Genomic DNA, 17871 nt, shown 5'->3' with positions numbered 1-17871 from the left:
TCCCACGCAGTTTGCGCCACCACCGGGTCGCCCGTGTTTCAGCCTTTTCCCTTGTTCATTGCGCTGCGCTACATCACCACCAAGCGCAGCAACCGCTTTGCGTCCTTCGTCACCTTCGTCTCGATCGCCGGCATCGCGCTCGGCGTCGGCGCGCTGATCATCGTGCTGTCCGTGATGAATGGTTTCGAGCGCGAAGTGGTGCGCCATGTGCTGGGTATGTCGTCCCACGCGGTGTTGCTCAGCGACAGCGGCCTGATTGCCGACTGGCCGGCCCTCGAGCGGCGCGTCCTGGCCGACCCGCGCGTGGTGGCGTTGTCGCCCTACGTGCGCGCCAGCGGCATGTTGACGCGCAAGGGCAAGGTCACGGGCACCATCATCGAGGGCATCGATCCCGCCCGCGAAACGCAGGTCACGGATCTCGCCAACTACCTGCCGGCCGGACTGCTGGATGCCCTGGATGCCACGCGCGGCGACGTGCTGCTCGGCGAGGCCCTGGCCAAGAAGCTGGGCGCGGCGGCCGGCGACCAGGTCACGCTGGTGGTGCCGCAGTGGGATGAGTACGGCAAGGCGCTGGCGCCGCGCTACGAGCGACTGCGCGTGGCGGGTAGTTTCCATACCGGCATGCATCAGTACGATGCGCGCCTCGTCGTCACCCACATCGATCACGCGCGTCGACTGTTCCACGTCGGTGCCGCGATCTCGGGGGTACGCACACGTCTGCACGACCCGGCCATGGCGCCGCTGGTCAGCAGCGAAATCGCACGACAACTGGGGCCGGGCTTTCGTGCCGTCGACTGGACGCAGTACGAACGCAACTTCTTCCTGGCGCTGAAATCGCAGAAGCACATCATGTTCGTGATCCTGGTGCTGATCATCGCCGTGGCGGCCTTCAACATCGCCGCCAACATGATCATGATCGTGACCGAGAAAACGCGCGACATCGCGATCCTGCGCACGGTGGGCACCACACGCCTGCAGATCGTCGGCTTGTTCCTCGCGCAGGGCTTGATGCTCGGCGTGGTCGGTGCGGGGCTTGGCCTGGCGCTGGGCGCCTGGGGCGCCGCGGAAAGTCAGAATGCCATGCAATTGCTGGAGGCGGTATTCGGCATCGACCTGTTGAATTCCGACGTCTATTTCCTCGACTACCTGCCCGCCGACCTGCGCGCCGAGGACTTGCTGAGCGTGGTCGGCGCGAGCCTGTTCCTGTCCCTGCTGGCGACCGTCTACCCGGCCTTGCGCGCTGCCGCCATTCAACCGGCGCGCGCGGTGCATTTCGAATAGCGGCCTAGAACAGCCAGCGCTCGAAGAAGCGCTCACCCCACTCCGCCCGTCGCGCCATTGCAAACCCGGTCAGGATGCGCGACAGCCGCGCGGACGCGGCGCGAATGTCTTCATAACGCGGATGGAAGTCGGCGCCCAAGCGCGAATCTCCGTCCGGCCCGGTGGCGACGAGGGCGGCGCGCACGCCGGGGTCGGCCAGCAGGGCAAACGCGTCTTCGTAGGCCATCACGAGTTGCCGATAGGCCGCCGCGTCGTAGCGTTGCATGATGGTGTAAAGCCGCTGCAGGGGCGTATCGGCAAGCTGCGCCTCGAGGCAGGCGGCCTTGTCGCTGCGCCGGTCGCTGTCACCCAGCACGAACATCATGGCGGCAAAGGTCAGGAGCCGGCTGGTACGGAATTTCGCCTGTCTGAGCTGCCAACTGTCATCGCTGCCGCGCTCGAACTTGAACTGTTGCCAGCCCGCGTAGGAATGCAGGTAGCGCATGAGATCGTTGCACAGGTAGGTCCATGCCCGCGCTGGCTTCGCGACCAGAAAATCGCTGCGGTACCAATCGACGATCGCGCGCTGCAGGTCCGCGAAGGAAGCGGCGGCGAACAGCGGCCGCGCGTCGAGCAGCAATTGGATGCGCTTGCCGAATACCGCAGGCGCCTCGTCGAGACTGCCGAGCGCCGCCTTGTCGAGCAAACATCCACGCGCGATGCCCTGGCGGTAGATCCCGTCGGCCTTGGGCAGCTTGAACGGCGACGCCGCAAACAGCTCGTGGACGAGCGCAAGCGCATGCCCGGTCTCGGCCGCGCCCGCGTCGTCCTTCACGACCACGATGCAATCGACGTCGGACGCCGCACCGGCTTCGTAGCGTCCCAGCGAGCCACCGACGGCAATGGTTTCGATGCACGACAGGCGCGTTTCGTGCGCGGCGAACGCGGCGAGCAGCGCGGCAAGTTGCGCCTGCGAATAGCTGAACGCAGCGCGCAGGCTGGGGCAGGGCGCGGCCTCCAGGTAGGCGGGATGTCCACTCACACGCCGCGCCCCCCGGTCATGTACGGACGCGCCAAGCAGTGCGAAACACGTCCCCGGTCGGCGGCGCCAGCATTATTGCGATGCATCATGAAGTCCATAATAATGCCGGCGTAACCCACTCCCGGAAACAAATAATCAATGGATATCAAGGGCAAAGTCGCCGTCATCACGGGCGCGGCCAGCGGCATCGGCCGCGCCGCCGCGGCAGAGTTGTGCAAGCAGGGCGTGGCGGCGATCGCCTTGGTCGACCTGTCGAACGCGGTGCACGAAGTCGCCACCGAACTCAACGGCATCCACGGCGGTCGCGTGGCGCGCGCATTCCAGGGCGACACCACCGACGCCACCTTCCGGCACGAAGTATTCGAGACCATGCGTCACGAATACGGCCCGATCAACATCTGCGTGCCGGCGGCCGGCATCACCCGTGATGCACTCGCCGTGCGCATGAACAAGGAAAAGGGCAAGGCCAATCTCTACCCCATCGAACACTTCCGCCTGGTCATGGAAGTCAACCTCATCGCGCCGGTTTACTGGGCGCTGGAGATGGTTGCGCAACTCGCCGAGGATCGCTTCACGCGCGGCCTCAAGCAATGGTCTGCCGACGAAGGCACCCAGGGTGTCATCGTGTTCATCGGCTCGGTCTCTTCGCAGGGCAACAAGGGGCAGATTTCCTACGCCACCACCAAGGTTGGCCTCGAGGGCGCCGCGTCGACCTTGATGAAAGAGGCGATGTACTACGGCGTGCGCTGCGCTGTTCTCCATCCCGGCTTCACCGACACGCCGATGGTGCGTGCGCTGGGCGAGGATTACATCCAGAACCAGGTGCTGCCGGCCACCCAGATCAAGCGCCTCATCCGCCCCGAAGAAATCGCCGACGCGATCAGTTTTCTGATCCGCAATTCCGCCGTCAGCGGACAGCTGTGGGCCGACGCCGGCTGGCATCCGATGCCAACCTGACCTTCCGCTCGACGGGCGTCAGGCGCCCGGCCCGTAATACCGCACACCGCGTGACGGATGCTCCTGCACCGTCACGCAATACAGTCCCGGGAACGGCCCGACGATAGCCTCCCACAGCCACTGCGCCAAGCTCTCCGTGGTCGGATTCTCGAGTCCCGGGATCTCGTTCAACAGGCGATGATCCAGGCGCTCCTTCAGTTCCGTCATCGCGCGGTCGACATCATCGAAGTCGACAATCCAGCCCGATTCGTCGCCGAGTTCACCGCGAATGGACAATTCGACGTGAAACGTGTGCCCGTGCAGGCGGCTGCAACGATGGCTGGCCGGAAGCCGCGGCAATGAGCGGGCGGCAGCGAAGTCAAAACTGAAAAAGAGGTCCATGACCCATCATAACATCGCCCTGTCGACAGCCGCCGCGCGCCGCTCACGCGGCCCGTTCCGCTGTCATAATGCCAAGCGATGCGGACGCGCGCGGCACGGCGACGGGTCCGCGCTCGTCGGCACAGGTACACGGGGCGTGATGCACGTATGAATTCAACGAGACCGAAAGCGCTGTGTGTCGCCCTGTCGCCCGGACTGGCCGCCGAAATGGCAACGCTGTTGCGCGCGGACTTCGAATGCCTGCTGGTCGCGTCGACGCAGGAAGCCGAGCGGATATTGAACGACGATGCGGGCATCGCGCTACTCATCACCGATGCCTCGCAAGAAGCGGAAGCGGCATGCCTGGAACTGCAGCGAACCCGTCAGCGATGCTGGCCGGATACGGTAGGCATCATGGTCGTCGCAGAGAATGCGCTCGAAACCGCGCTCGCTGCCCTGCAGGACGGCAGCGTGTTTCGCGTGGTGCGCATGCCCTGGCAAGCACAGAGCCTCGCCACCACGCTCGCCGAGGCGCGCGCCTATTTCGACATGCGCGGCGACGAGCGCCGTTTGCGCGAACAGCTGGCGCGCATCAATGCCGAACTCGACGAAAAGATCCAGGACCTTGACGAGGCCAATGAACTGCTCGAGTACTGGGTCGAGTTCAGCCCGGCGGTGCTCTACAGCTTTTCCTGTGAAGACGGACAGCTACACCCGAGCTATATCAGCAAGAACTTCCACCGCCTGACCGGCTTCGAGCGCACCGCCGCGGTGGTCGACGCCGGATTCTGGCGCGAGCTGCTGCATCCCGCCGACGCCGCCCGTTACCGCGAGGTGCTGAAGTCCTTGACCGAGGCAGACGGCAACTTCGCCGTCGTCGAATACCGGGTGCGTCACCGCGACGGCACCTACGTCACCGTCGTCGACTCGATGCGCGCGGTCCGCGACGCCGAGGGCGCGACCATCGAAGTGGTCGGTGCCTGGATGGATGTCAGCGCTCGCGCCTGATTCCCGCACGCCCGTCGCGACACCCGCTTCTGTTCTGCCCGAGACCCGCCGGGCACGCGCCGCGTGCGTCGGGCCAAGCGTCCTACGGCTTGACACCGTGCCTAGAAATAACTATAAATAAGCCTCGCAACCTATTAAAAATAGGAATTAAATTTGCGAGGTCTGGACGATGCGTAGCAACGACAGCCAAAAACAAGGCCGTGCTCAGCCGTTCTCGATGCCCAATGCGAGTGCCAGTCCCGCTCGCTTCGATAATTTTAATAACGACTTCATCTCCCATCCGGCTCAGTTTCCGTTGCGCTATCGGCGACGGTCACTGATGCCGAGTCTTTTTCGCAAGCCCGAGCCGCTTGCCGGCGATGTCGGGCTGTGTTTCCACTCCGAAAAATACCTGCCGGCGGGCAGCACCGTGGACCTGGAGATCCCCTTGCGCGGTCGCGTGCAGCGCTTCACCGCCACCGTGGTGATGGTGCGCGAACGTCACGATGGCTTTGAAATCGGCCTGTGGTTCTGCTCGGTCGGCGACGCGCAGCGCGCGCGCATCGTCGAGCGCATCTGCCACACCGAGTGCTATCTGAAGGGAGCCCTGCCCCGCCCTTCGTGAGTGATGGGCAAGCGCCTGCCCGGGCCGTGACGCCGTCCGTACAGCGGTTCGCCCGACGCATTCGAGCATCTACACTAGCGCAGCGGACCGCCGCATGACGCACGGAGTTTGTGCTCGATGTATTTTCTGATCGAATACCTGTTGTTCGCCGCCAAGGCCCTGACGGTGGCCGCCCTGTGCCTGTTGCCGCTGGTGGTCATCGCGCTGTTTTTGAGAAGCGCGCGCCGTTACCGTCCGGAGAGCCGACTCACCGTCGAATGCATCAACGACCAGCTGCTCGACCTGGAACTCGACATGCAGGCCGGGCTGCTGCCGCCCAAGCGTTTCAAGCAGCTCGTGAAAGCTTCCCACAAGCAGCGCAAGGCGGCGCGCGACGAGCCACGCGGCAGGCGCCTGTTCGTCTGTGACTTCGAAGGGGACTTGCGCGCCGAAGCCGTCGCGTCCCTGCGCCGGGAGATCTCCGCGGTGCTGTCGGTCGCCACGCCCGAGGACGAGGTGCTGGTGGTGCTCGAGAGCGGCGGCGGCACCATCCATGGCTACGGGCTGGCGGCCTCGCAGCTGCAAAGGCTGCGCGATCGGAACATCGAACTCACGGTGGCGGTGGACAAGATCGCCGCCAGCGGCGGTTACATGATGGCTTGCGTTGCGAATCGCATCCTGGCCGCGCCTTTCGCCATCATCGGTTCCATCGGCGTGGTCGCCCAGGTGCCCAATTTCAACCGTCTGCTGCGCAAACACGATATCGACTTCGAGCTGGTCACCGCCGGCAAATACAAGCGCACGCTCACCATGTTCGGCGAAAACACCGAGGAAGGGCGCGACAAGTTCCAGGCGGACATCGACGAAGCCCACGCCCTGTTCAAGAGTTTCGTGGCGCAGCATCGGCCCGCGCTCGACATCGAGCGGGTCGGCACCGGCGAATACTGGTTCGGCACCCGCGCCCTGCAACTGGGCCTGGTCGACGAGCTTGCCACCAGTGACGCCTATCTCATGGAGGCGGCCAGGACGCGTGATGTGTATCGCATTCGCTTTGCGCGGCCGCGCTCGCTGATGGAGAAAATGTTCGCGCCGGTGCGCGGCTTGCTGCACGAGTTGCGGCGCCAGCGCGCGCCCTGAAGCGCGCCACGGCTCAGCCCTGCGCGTAGGCGCGCCGCACTTCCTCGGCGATGATGGCGATGCCCTGCTCCACTTCGCGCGCCGACTGCGCGTACGAGATACGCAGACATTGATGCTTGTGTTCCCAGTCTTCATGCAGACCGGGAAAGAAGAACTGCCCCGGTATCACCAGCACGTTGCGCGCTTTCAGGCGCGAATACAGCGCCTGCGCGGTGACAGGCAGCCCCTCGAACCACAACCACAGGAATATGGCGCCTTCCGGCACGTGGATGCGAAACGGACAACCGGCGAAGTATCGGTGGCACCAGGCCACGGCCTGTGTGACGCGCTCGAGATAGAATGGCCTCACCACGTCCCGCGCCAATCTCAATACTTCGCCCGACTCGAACAACGAGGTCACCAGGCTCGCGCCCAGGCTGCTGGAGGCGAGTGACAGGATGGCATTGAAGCTGCGCACCGCCTCGATGATCTCCGGCCGCGCGATCACGATACCGGTACGCAATCCAGGCAAACCGAGCTTGGACAGGCTCATGCAGTAGATGACATGCTGGTCGAACACCGGGTCGCCGGCGCTGAACATGATGTCCGGGAAGGGCGCGCCGTAGGCGTTATCAACAATCAACGGCACATCCGCGTCGCGCGTCAGTTCGAGCAGGGTGTGCAACTCGTCATTGGACACGACGTTGCCGGTGGGATTGGTCGGCCGGCTCACGCATACCGCGCCGGTGTCGTCATCGATATGCATGGCGGAAAAATCGATGTGGTACTTGAACGCGTGCTCGTCGAGGCGCTCGATGCGCGGCCGGCTCGACTGTATCGCGGCCGGCGAGGCGGTGAGGTCGCCGTAGCCTATGTATTCGGGGGTCAGCGGCAGGCGCAGATGCCTGCTGCGCCCGTCCGCGCACTCGCCGCTCAGCAGGTTGAACAGGATGAAAAAGCTCGATTGGCTGCCAGCAGTGACCGCGACATTGTCTTCACTCAACTGCCAGCCGAAGTGCTTGCGGAACAACCCGGCCACGGCGCGCAGAAACGGCCGATAGCCCTGGGGGCCATCGTAAGCGCTGCTCAAGCGGTCGAAGGTGCCATCCTCCAACTGCCGGGCCATCGCTGCACGAAACACATCCTGCATGGCCGGTATGCGCGCGGGGTTGCCGCCGCCGAGGTTGCAGATATCGCGATCGCTTTCCAGCACCTCGCCAAGGTCATCCATCAACAGGCGCGTGCCGGTGTGGCCGACAAATCGCGACGCGAGATTGGAAAAATGCATAGCCATGGACAGTTCGTACACCCGCGTGTGGGTCAGGTCGGTAGTGTATTATTCGCACCGGTCAGCCGACACAGCGGGTGCATGCAGATTGAACAATTGGCTCAAGAGTCTAGGCACGTTGCGGCTGCTGATGATGCTGACAGCCTTGGCCTGCATCGTCGCGGCACCGTTCGCCGACGGCAAGACCTACATGCACGACTGGCGGCTGCTGCCGTCGGTGATTGCGCCGTCAATCATGATGATGCTGGTGTTCGCCATTCCGCTCGACGTGTGCATGGCGAAAGTCTTCATGTCCGACGCGGACAGCAATGAAGTCGCACGCCTGTCGCGCGCCATCCGCATCGAGTTGGTGGTCTTGATGCTGCTGGTGCTTTCCTGGCTACCCTTCATGCTCAAGGTCATGGACTACTGGCCGTTCGATTGAACGTCTCCCCCGGGCGCAGGCCTGAATCCCCAACGCGGTCACAGTCACGCGCTTGAAACTGTTTTAACTTGTCACTAGTATTTTGGAGTTGCTTTAGGTTTCATACGTAATTAACTGAAATCCATGCGCTTCACGGACTTCAAAACCTTCGCGAGCGAGGCCTTCAAGCGTGCCATCAGCCGTTTGTGCGGTCGCCGCGCAGGGGCACGCCTCGAATTGCCGTGGGGAACCGACAAGCTGCGTTTCTCGCAGCTCGCCGATTTCGAATTCGCGCTGGGCGCGCGCACCGGCGTACTGCCCGCCCGCCTGCATGAGTTGATGCGTCGTTCGGCCGCCGAACTCGATGCCGAGTTGCATGGCATCCGCAATCTCGACCAACGCATCGCCGACATTCTCGAAGCCAACCAAGCGCAGTCCGTACCCTGTGGTCCGGCAGTGGCGCAGTTGGGCGTCGCGGTGTTTTCCAAGGATTTCGAATGGCGTTCGCTGTTCGCGCACCTGGTGGAACTACCGGCGAACGATGACGCCTACGTGCGCGCGGCCTTGCGCAAATACCAGCAATATCTCCATGCCCGCTTGACCACCGTGCGACTGGTCGTCGACATGCAGGGAAGCATGCTCGAACCCGGCATGGCCGACGCCGATGCCAAGGCAACCGTGATGTTCACCGCCGACGGAGAGGTGCGTGAATTCAGCCGTGACGAGCTGCGTCGATTGCCGCAGGGCGAGGCCGTGACGCTACGCCTGGCGCCTGGCAGCGCAATCTCACTCAAGCTCGCCCGTCACCAATTCTCGCTCACACACAATCGCGAATGGGCGCTGGTCGCCGACAATGGCAAGACCTACCCCCTGCACGAAGGGGTCAATTGTGTCGGCCGCGGCCGCGACAACGACATTTCCCTCGACGCGGATTTCCGCAATGTCTCGCGCAAGCACCTGCTGGCGCAGCCGCTCGCCGACGACGTGATTCTGCTGACCGACATCTCTTCCCACGGCACCTACGTACCGCCCAAAGCGCTCGCTTCCTGAATTATTCGGGCAACAAGCTGATCTGGCTACCGCCGTCACCGCCACGCTTCTGCCGGCGCGCAGGCGTGGCGCGCATGGCGCCGCATCGCCAGGCTCGGGTTCCGGCGGCGCCTCGATGGGTGGTTCGGGCGTGGGCTCGACGGTTTGCACGGGCTCGTCGACGGCCGCCTCTTCGCTGACGCGCACAAGCGGCGCCATGGCGCCTTGCTCGCTGTTCCCTTCGGCCTCACGCGCCTTGGAGAGCTCCGCCTCCAGTGACACCAGCAACTGGCGTGCGCGCTGATCGATCAGGGCGCGAATCTGCCTGATGATGCCCGCGTAGCCATTGTGCCGCTGAAACCGCTCCTCCACCTCGGCGGCCAGGGGCGGCAGGCCCAGTGCCGCGTCACGCAACTGCTCTATGACGTAGCTGCCGCGCACGCCTATCTGGCGGGCGAATTCATGCCAGCGTCCGACGGTCATCCAATCCGGCCGGTCTTCGCCACCGATCGGGAAGCCCATACGGTAATTCATGCCCGGGTAGACATGGGTCGACCACAGGCCGAAGAAGGGCGCGAGACGCGGCGCATGAGCGCCGTAGCGCAGCGCCAGCTGCTTGGCATGGCCGGCGCCGAATCCGACCAGGAAACTGAATATCGTCCACTGCACGAGGGCGCGGATATCGGCCGCCGGCCGCGCACTGAGATCACGCAGCATGCGCGCGATGTCGTGCAGCCCCAGGCCGCCTTCGCGCGCGAATTTCTCGTGAGGGTTCAAGCCGGCCACCTGGCAGAAGTCTTCCATGTGCAAGGCGTTCACCGCCTCACCGACGCTGCGATCGATGCGCGTCACGCACAGCATCGCGACCTGGCCCTGGATGACTTCGCAGGGCGCCACCGGCAAGCCGAAGGCAGCCGCCAACTGCGTGGTGTAGGCCTCGTTCATGACCGACTCGCGCAACGCCGGTCGCGCCGGCTTGAGGATGTGGGTGGTCAGTTGCCCGTCCAGCATCAAGGTCACTTCGCCGTCGGCGTAGCGCACCGGCAGCTTGTCGAATTCACCCGGCAAGGTCACGCGCAGACCGTCCGCCTCGGCGAGCAGCGGGTGGATGGGCAGGATGGCGATGGCGTTTCGAAGCTCGGCGTGGTTGAGACGCCGCGGCTCGCGTTTCTCGGCCATCGCGCCGTTGCTCGGGCGCAGACTGATGGCGCCCGGGCAATCACCTGCCAGGCGCGCCAGCAGCGCAAAGTCGTTGCGCTCCGAGATACCGAGACTCTGCGCCAGGCGCACGCGGATCTCACCCTCCGGCAGCAGGTTGCAGAACACCGCGCGTACGCGGTCGCCCTGGTACACCGATTGTCGCCGGGGCAAGGCCAGGGATACGGGCGGCTCGAGCGCCTGCCCGGCGCCGCCGAGGCTGTACGCGAACGACCACAGCCCGGCCGCCGATTCGCTCAAGCGGCCGGCGACGCGGCCGTTCAGCAGCACATCGAGATCGGTACTCGCCATGACCCTACTCGAGGTCGCGCCACTCGCGGGCGCGGACCGTCATGGTCAGGCCCAGCATGTTCAGCACCTGCATGGCGCGCCCCAGTTCGACGGTGGGCTTGCCGTTCTCGAGATCCGACAAGAATCGATTCCCGACCCCGGACAAAGCGGCCAATTCTCCCTGCCTGAGTTTCTGTTGCCGCCGTTCGGCACGAATCACGCGACCAAGCTCTTCTGGTGACATATTGTTTCCGTACGGGAATGAAATCGACACTGGAGTGGCTAACGTATTGCAAGTCCCGATCCGAGGCAACCGGGATTTCTATCCCGATCTCGCCGAGGTTTTTCCCGTACAGGCAAATCCCACAATCGATTTGAACGAGACGAGGCCCGCACCGGGCCCGTGCCGGTACCGACGGGAATTAAGGCGCCCGCCGAAGCTAAGGTAAAGGATGAAGTTTGGAAGCGAGGCTCAGCCACAGGCCCACGCGCATGCCAGCCTCGGTGAGATTTGCCGACGCGTCGCGCAGCGCGTCGGTGATGACGCAAGGTCTGCTGACCGCCGCTTCGATGGCATCGAATACGCCGGACCGCCACAGCGCCTCCAACGACTCGACGCTGCCGCCGACGGCCACGACCGGGATACCCAGGGCATGGGCGAGCCGGGCCACGCCGGCGGGCGCCTTGCCGAACAGGGTCTGGGCATCGACCCTGCCCTCCCCCGTCACGACCAGTGCCGCCCCGCGCAATTGCCGTTCGAGGTCGACGGCTTCCATCACCACCTCGACGCCCGGCCGCAGGCGCCCGTTCAGCACCAGCATCAAGGCCGCGCCCAGACCGCCGGCGGAGCCGGCACCCGGGCGCTCGGCGACCGACAGTCGGCAGGCGACTTCCAGCAGCCCGAACAGGCCGCGCAGGCCGGCATCCAATTCTTCGACCTCAGCAGCGCTGGCGCCCTTCTGCGGTCCGAATACCGCCGCCGCGCCGCGCGGTCCGCACAGGGGATTGTCGACGTCACTGGCGATATCGACACGGCAGTCGGCGAGCCGCGGGTCCAGCCCGCCGAGGTCCAGCGCAGCGATGTGCTTGAGATCCTGGCCGCGCAGGGGCGCCGGCAGTGCGTCGCCATGGCGGTCGAAGAAGCGGGCGCCCAGCGCTTGGAGCATGCCGGCGCCACCGTCGACGGTGGCCGAGCCGCCCAGCCCGATCAGAAACTGACGGACACCACGATCGAGGCAGGCGAGTATCAGCTCGCCGACGCCGAAGCTGCTGGTTTGCATCGGCGAGCGTTGCGCGACCGGCACCTGCTGCAGGCCGACCACGTCGGCTACCTCGATGACTGCACCGAGCCCGTCGTCGCGCATGCCATAACGCGCCTCGACCCTCTCGCCCAAGGCATTGCACGCGCGCACGGACTCGAGGCGGATGCCGCCGCCGCGCGCCATGGCCAACAAGGTGCCTTCACCGCCGTCGGCCATCGGCGCCTCGACGATTTCGAGCGTGGGCAGCACCTGCCGCAGTCCGGCGGCCAGCGCCGCCGCGACCTCGACGGCGCCCAGGCTGTCCTTGAACGAATCGGGAGCAATGACGACTTTCATCGCCGCAATGTAAACCAGCGGCACGCGCAACGGGCCGTCGGCCGCGCGCGAAGCGTTGTACAAGGCAGTCGATCGCGGAGTTTCAGAGCGGGCGGCGACGCGAACGCAGGCCGCCCGCGCGTGACTCGAGTCCGCCGAGCATGGCGGTGCGCACGCGCAGCATGGTGGCGGTATCCAAGGTCTTCAAGAATTCGATGTCCGTGCCGCGCTTGACGGCGACTGCTTCGCCGCCGACCAAGGCCAGGTGCTGGTTGGCGAGCGCAGGAATGCGCGTGCCGGGCAACACCGTTCCCACCAGGTTCAGCGGATCGACCGCGGCGACACGCACCACGCCGGCGTCGTCGCGCCTGGCGCACTCACGCAAAGCCGTTACCGCATCCGGCAGCGCGAACTGCTCGCCGGTGGCGCCGGCCACGAAACGTCCGCCGCGGATCTCGCCGGCGGACTCGAGACGCCGCAGCACGCGCAGCAACAAGCGCCAGGGCGGGAGCGCCGCTTCGCGCTCGACGATACGCCGGAACACCACGCCGTAGCGTCGCAGCAGGACCCGCGCGATGGTCTCGACCACCTCTTCGTTCAATCCTTCGTCGCCGAGCTTGGAATCAACTGCCGGTCGCACCAGGCGATCCCAGCGGCCGGCATCCTCGATGCCCGGCAAGGTCGTGCGGCGCGCGCGACGCCCTAGCGGGTTGCGACGCGCCACCGGCGTGGTCAGCGCGCGCAGCCCGACGAAACTGTCGCAGGTCACGAGACCGACGGCCGCCAACTCGTCGAGCGCGTTCTCCACCTGGCTGCGCAGCAGGCCGCGCACGCCGGCGATGTCGTCGAAGAACGCGGCGCCCCGCTGTTCGATATGGGACAACACCTGGCGTGCGGCGCTGCTGATCTGGCAGCCGTCTTCCGGACCGGCGACCGCCAACCATGCCTGCAATTGGCTGCGCGCCACCAGGCTGACGGGCGTCGTGCGCAAGGTCCCGGCGAGGCGCGGCGCGCTGCTGCGCTTGGGACTCAGGCGCAGCCACACGTAGCGTCCGGCGCGAATCGCTTCGTCCAGCATGCGACTGTCGTAGCCACGCACGCGCGCCGGCAGGATCTCACTCTCCCAAGCCGCGACCGGCGCTTCGAAACCGGACAGTTGATTGAGCACCGCGTGCAGACCGGCGCTGCCTTCGACGCGCGCGGCCGGCGTCACGCATTGCCAGTCGAGCAGAAAACGCGAGTAGGCGGCGGCCGGCACCGCCTCGATGTCCTGGCGCAGGCGATTGAGCGTGTAGCGATGGATGCGCGCCAGCAAGCGCCGCTCGCACCACTGCGTGGACGCCTCGAACTCGGCGCTGAAATGACCGCGCAAGGCGATGCCGGCCTGTTCCAGCGCGAGCAGGGCCTGCTCCACTTCACGCGTCTCGCACGGCAGGCTGGCAGCCAGCGCCGCCGCGCTGGTGGGGCCGACGATTTCGAGGCGCGCGCGCACCAGCGCGGTCACCGCTTCGCTGCGCTCGGGTATCGCCACGCGCTCGTAGGCGGCGGCGATGGCATGCATGTCGAGTCGCGCATCCGGCTCCAGCGCCAGCAACTCGTGGCGTCTCTCGGTGGCGCACCAGCCGTCAACTCGGCCCTGCCAGCGCACCGCGCGTCCGCGCTCGTACAAGGCGCGCAACGCGTCGTCCAGCCACGTCCGCTCGCCGCCCGCGTCGTCCACCAGGCGCCGCAACTCGGCCTCGCTGGCGAGCCCCAGCATCAGCAGCGCATCGTGCAGTTCCTCGGCATTACGGGCGCTCGGCCAGACCTCGTCGCGCACGCGCGCGATGGCCGCCGGGTCGAGCGCGGCGAGATCCTTGGCGGCGGCGCTGTCCAGCCAGCGGCGGCTGCTCACCGCCTGGGTGCGGCGCTCCTCCAGCGGTGCGTCGTCGAGGAAGGCATAGGGATTGGCATTCAACACCTGCAGCGCGAACGGCGACGGTTCGGTCACATCGCGCGCCACCAGCCGCTTGCGGCCCGCGGCGATATCGCGCAGCAGGTTCTCCAGCGCGACGATGTCCATCGCGTCAAACAGGCAATCGTCCAGGGCCTGGTTGACCAGCGGATGGTCCGGCACTTCGCGGCGTCCGCCGAGATTCTCGGCGCAGGCCAATTGATCCGGGAACACCAGCGCCGCGAGATCGTCGGCGTTCATGCGCAACAGGCGGGGCGGCGTCTTGCGCCCACCGCGGAAACGCTCGATGGCGAGCGCACAGCCGGCCACCCAGCGCCAGCGCACCGTGAACATCGGCGCGGTCAGCACCGCCTGGATCAAAACATCACGCACGCTGTCGGCGTTGAGATATCGCCATACGTCATCGAGCGCGAAGCTGTGCACCGCGCCGAGCGACAACACGATGGCATCTTCGACCGCTGCCGCCTGCAGTTCGAAATTGAAGGTGCGGCAGAAGCGCTTGCGCAGCGCCAGTCCCCAGGCCTTGTTGAGGCGACTGCCGAAAGGCGAATGGATGACGAGCTGCATGCCGCCCGATTCGTCGAAGAAGCGCTCCATCACCAGCGTGTCCTGGGTCGGCATCGCGCCGAGCGCGCGGTAACCGAGCAGCAGGTAGTCGGCCGCCTGGCGCGCCGCGACCGCCCCTACCCCGCCGATGTCGGCCAGCTGGCGCGCCAGCGCCGTCACGTCGCCATCGGCGTCGAGCAGACGCGCGGCGCGGTCACGCAGACGCGCGACGGCCTGCGACAATTCCGCGCTGCGCGCCGGCGCCTCGCCCAGCCAGAACGGCATGTTGGGCGGTTCGCCGCGTGCATCCTCGACACGCAGGCCGGCCGCTTCCACGCGCAATACGCGCCACGAGGTGTTGCCGAGCTGGAAGATGTTGCCGGGCAGGCTCTCGATGGCGAAGTCTTCGTTGACCGTGCCGACGCGTTCGCCCTGCGGCTCGGCGATGACGTCGTAGTCGGCATTGTCCGGAATCGCGCCGCCGCAGGTCACCGCCGTCAGCTTCGCGCCGCGGCGCGCACTCACGCGCCCGTTCACATCGTCGAGATGCAGGTAGGCCGAGCGCCGGCCATGACCGAAGCTGAATCCGTCGGCCAGCATGCGCAACACGGTGTCGAATTCCTCGCGCGACAGCTCGCGATACGGCCAGGTCGCGCGGTACATCGCGTACAAGGCCGCAACGTCCCGCTCGCCCATCGCGACTTCGGCCACGACCTGCTGCGCCAGCACGTCACGCGGTCCGGGCGGCACTTCGATGCTGTCGAGTTCGGCGCGCGCCACCATGTCCAGCAGCGCGATCGATTCGACGAGTTCGTCACGGGTCTGGGGAAACAGGCGTGCACGCGCCACGCCGTCGACCGCATGGCCGGCCCGGCCGGCGCGCTGCAGGAACATCGCCAGGCTGCGCGTGGTGCCGAGCTGGCACACCAGGTCGATGTCGCCGATGTCGATGCCGAGCTCCAGCGACGCGGTCGCCACCAGCACTTTCAAATGCCCGTGCTTGAGGCGCGTCTCGGCATCCAGGCGCCGCTCGCGCGACATGCTGCCGTGATGCGCGCACACCTTGTCGTCACCGAGTTCGTCGGCGAGCGCGCGTGCCAGGCGCTCGGCCATGCGCCGCGTATTGACGAACACCAGCGTGCTGCGATGCTGGTTGACGAGTTCGACCATGCGCGCGCGCAGCTCGCCGGCGACTTCGGCGGAAATCACCGTCTCGAGGGGGGACGGCGGCATCTCGATGGCGAGGTCACGGGCGCGCTTGTGACCCTCGTCGACGATCGCGCAGACGGGCTCCGCGTCGGCATGCACCACGTGCGGCTGGCCGGTGAGAAATTCCGCGACGCGCGCTATCGGGCGTTGCGTCGCCGACAGGCCGATGCGCACCGGCGGCACGACCGTCAAGGCCTCCAGGCGCGCCAGGCTCAGGGCGAGATGCGCACCACGCTTGTTGCCGACCAGGGCGTGGATCTCGTCGATGATGACGGTGCGCACCGAGCGCAGCATGTCGCGCCCGCTGTCGCTGGTCAGCAGGATGTAGAGCGACTCGGGGGTGGTGACGAGGATATGCGGCGGGCGCTTGCGCATCAGCGTGCGCGCCGCGGCCGGCGTGTCGCCGGTGCGCACCGCGGTGGTGATGCTGGGCGCCTCGCCCAGCTCTTCGGCAAGCAAGGCCTTGATGCCCGCCAGCGGCCGTTCGAGATTGCGCTGGATGTCATTGCCCAGCGCTTTCAGCGGCGACACGTAAAGCACCGCTGTTTCCTGCGCTAGGCAGCCGGCGCGTGCGCGCGTCGCGAGTTCGCTGAGCGCGGTGAGAAACGCGGCCAGGGTCTTGCCCGAGCCTGTCGGCGCGGCGACCAGCGTATGACGGCCCGTCGCGAGGGCCGCCCATGCGCGCGTCTGGCAGGCCGTGGCGGCGGCGAAGCTCGCGCCAAACCAGCGCGCGACGGCAGGATCGAAGGCAGCTCCCAGCATGCGGCGAGGTTACCGCGTCGGGATGCGCGCCGCCACGCTTGCGGCGGGCGGCGTCTCAGCTCAGCGCTTGCTGCAGGGCGTCGATGCGCAGCCGCGCTTCGCGAATGATGTCCATGCTGAGTTCCGGCGTCAGGCTGTCGCCGAGAATACGCATGGCCTTGATGGTTTCGGGTTTCGGCAGTTGCTGGGTCTTCCTGAGGCTGATCAGGCTGTGGTAGCGCGCGCAGATCACCACCTCGGCAAGGCGCGCGTCACCGTCGACCTCGTAATCCCAGTCCGCCACGTGCCCGACCGCCTCGACCACGCCCTCGCCCAACTGCCAATGCCGGCAGATGACCTTGCTCAAGCGCGCGGTGTAGGCGGCAAGCGTGCGCTCGACGCGCGTGTCGTCCTTGAGCAGCTGCGGTTGCTGGGACAGCCGTTCGAGCACCACGTAGGCGCCGATATTCGACAAAAGGCCGGCGACCAGCGCCTGGTCGGCCGCCACGCCGCGGATGCGCGCGGCGATCACCGAAGCAGTGGCGCCGATGCGCACCGCCTCGATCACCAGTTCGCCGAAGCGCTCGCGCAAGCTCGGCGAATTGGCGTTGAACAGATCCTTGAGCGAGAAGCACACCACCAGCTCGCCGACCGTGAACATGCCGATGCGATTGACCGCGTCACGCAGGTTGCTGATGGTGCTGTCGCCGCGGCACAGCGGGCTGTTGGCGACTTTGAGGATCTTGGCCGCCAGCGCCGGATCGGCCGCCAGCAGGTCGGCGACCTTGCGGCTGTCGGCGGCGGCGTGGGTGATGGCCGAACGCACGCGCAGCGCGTGATCCGGCAGGCTCGGCAGCTTGAGGCGGTCGGCGACGATGTCGCCTTCCAGATCGCGGAACAGGTCGCTCGTTTCATCGAGCGCTGCCTCGTCGCCCTCGGTCCGTCCGCGCGGTGCGCGCAACAGGGCTTCGCGCAGCAGCGCCACTTCGCCGCGCGCCATTTTTGCGCACAGCACCGGACCCAGCGCGCGCACGTCGTACAGCGCCGGCCGCAGCGGGGCGAGCGGATTGACGGCGTCGGGCGAGCCGCTCGCGATCATCTTCGAGTTGCCGTCGATATCCAGCAGCACCACGTTGCCGTCGAGCAGGAAATAGTCGCAACTGTCTTCACTGCCGCGCGTCAACACCAGGTCGCCGTCGCGAAAGCGCTTCAGCGCGGTGCGGCCGGCGGCGACGATGAGTTGCTCGGCCGACAATTGCGTGAACGGCGCGAACGGACGCAAGCGCCCCGGCATGACGGATTCCTGGTTG

Annotated in this window: 14 protein-coding genes; 6 read left to right on the top strand and 8 right to left on the bottom strand. The window is 66.3% G+C overall.

The genetic code is table 11. The features are described 5' to 3' along the window. Positions 1 to 33: 33 nt before the first annotated feature. The gene (locus tag IPM80_01830) at positions 34 to 1281 is read left to right on the top strand and encodes a lipoprotein-releasing ABC transporter permease subunit (protein MBK8957185.1); all 1248 of its coding nucleotides are present in this window, start codon (positions 34 to 36) and stop codon (positions 1279 to 1281) included. Positions 1282 to 1285: 4 nt separating this feature from the next. Here the strand turns inward: IPM80_01830 and IPM80_01825 are convergent, their stop codons facing one another. Continuing rightward, a complete protein-coding gene (locus IPM80_01825) occupies positions 1286 to 2302 on the bottom strand; it encodes a hypothetical protein (protein MBK8957184.1) in 1017 nt (338 codons plus the stop codon). 138 nt (positions 2303 to 2440) lie between these two features. Here IPM80_01825 and IPM80_01820 point away from each other — a divergent pair, with 138 nt between their 5' ends. Next, positions 2441 to 3259: an SDR family NAD(P)-dependent oxidoreductase gene (locus tag IPM80_01820; protein ID MBK8957183.1), complete on the top strand. Its 819-nt coding sequence runs from the start codon at positions 2441 to 2443 to the stop codon at positions 3257 to 3259. An 18-nt stretch (positions 3260 to 3277) separates the two neighbouring features. On the opposite strand, the gene queD is transcribed toward IPM80_01820, so the two are convergent. Continuing rightward, positions 3278 to 3640, bottom strand: a complete 363-nt coding sequence (gene queD / locus IPM80_01815) for a 6-carboxytetrahydropterin synthase QueD (GenBank protein MBK8957182.1) — start codon at positions 3638 to 3640, stop codon at positions 3278 to 3280. Positions 3641 to 3787: 147 nt separating this feature from the next. Here queD and IPM80_01810 point away from each other — a divergent pair, with 147 nt between their 5' ends. From IPM80_01810 to sohB, 3 genes are all read left to right on the top strand, one after another. Then, positions 3788 to 4627, top strand: a complete 840-nt coding sequence (locus tag IPM80_01810; protein MBK8957181.1) for a PAS domain-containing protein — start codon at positions 3788 to 3790, stop codon at positions 4625 to 4627. A 319-nt stretch (positions 4628 to 4946) separates the two neighbouring features. Next, a complete protein-coding gene (locus tag IPM80_01805; GenBank protein ID MBK8957180.1) occupies positions 4947 to 5231 on the top strand; it encodes a PilZ domain-containing protein in 285 nt (94 codons plus the stop codon). 117 nt (positions 5232 to 5348) lie between these two features. Next, a complete protein-coding gene (gene sohB / locus IPM80_01800) occupies positions 5349 to 6347 on the top strand; it encodes a protease SohB (GenBank protein MBK8957179.1) in 999 nt (332 codons plus the stop codon). A gap of 13 nt (positions 6348 to 6360) precedes the next feature. On the opposite strand, the gene IPM80_01795 is transcribed toward sohB, so the two are convergent. After that, positions 6361 to 7614, bottom strand: coding sequence for a valine--pyruvate transaminase (locus IPM80_01795; GenBank protein MBK8957178.1), 1254 nt, complete (start codon positions 7612 to 7614; stop codon positions 6361 to 6363). An 88-nt stretch (positions 7615 to 7702) separates the two neighbouring features. On the opposite strand from IPM80_01795, the gene IPM80_01790 reads away from it, so the two are divergent. After that, on the top strand, positions 7703 to 8038 hold the full coding sequence (locus IPM80_01790) for a hypothetical protein (protein MBK8957177.1): 336 nt from the start codon (positions 7703 to 7705) through the stop codon (positions 8036 to 8038). Between the two features lie 765 nt (positions 8039 to 8803). On the opposite strand, the gene IPM80_01785 is transcribed toward IPM80_01790, so the two are convergent. From IPM80_01785 to IPM80_01765, 5 genes are all read right to left on the bottom strand, one after another. Further along, the gene (locus tag IPM80_01785) at positions 8804 to 10555 is read right to left on the bottom strand and encodes a HipA domain-containing protein (GenBank protein ID MBK8957176.1); all 1752 of its coding nucleotides are present in this window, start codon (positions 10553 to 10555) and stop codon (positions 8804 to 8806) included. A gap of 4 nt (positions 10556 to 10559) precedes the next feature. Then, positions 10560 to 10778 carry a helix-turn-helix transcriptional regulator gene (locus IPM80_01780; protein MBK8957175.1) on the bottom strand — a complete coding sequence of 73 codons (219 nt, stop codon included), beginning with the start codon at positions 10776 to 10778 and terminating at the stop codon, positions 10560 to 10562. Positions 10779 to 10974: 196 nt separating this feature from the next. Further along, positions 10975 to 12132, bottom strand: a complete 1158-nt coding sequence (locus tag IPM80_01775) for a glycerate kinase (GenBank protein MBK8957174.1) — start codon at positions 12130 to 12132, stop codon at positions 10975 to 10977. An 82-nt stretch (positions 12133 to 12214) separates the two neighbouring features. Beyond that, complete coding sequence (locus IPM80_01770) at positions 12215 to 16582, bottom strand: DEAD/DEAH box helicase (protein MBK8957173.1); 4368 nt, start codon at positions 16580 to 16582, stop codon at positions 12215 to 12217. Positions 16583 to 16637: 55 nt separating this feature from the next. Continuing rightward, positions 16638 to 17855 carry an HDOD domain-containing protein gene (locus IPM80_01765; GenBank protein MBK8957172.1) on the bottom strand — a complete coding sequence of 406 codons (1218 nt, stop codon included), beginning with the start codon at positions 17853 to 17855 and terminating at the stop codon, positions 16638 to 16640. Between the last annotated feature and the right edge of the window lie 16 nt (positions 17856 to 17871).

The organism is Pseudomonadota bacterium, from assembly GCA_016719885.1.
Lineage (GTDB): Bacteria > Pseudomonadota > Gammaproteobacteria.
The sequence above is the reverse complement of the archived record's forward strand: the minus strand, read 5'-3'. Positions and strand labels throughout refer to the sequence as shown.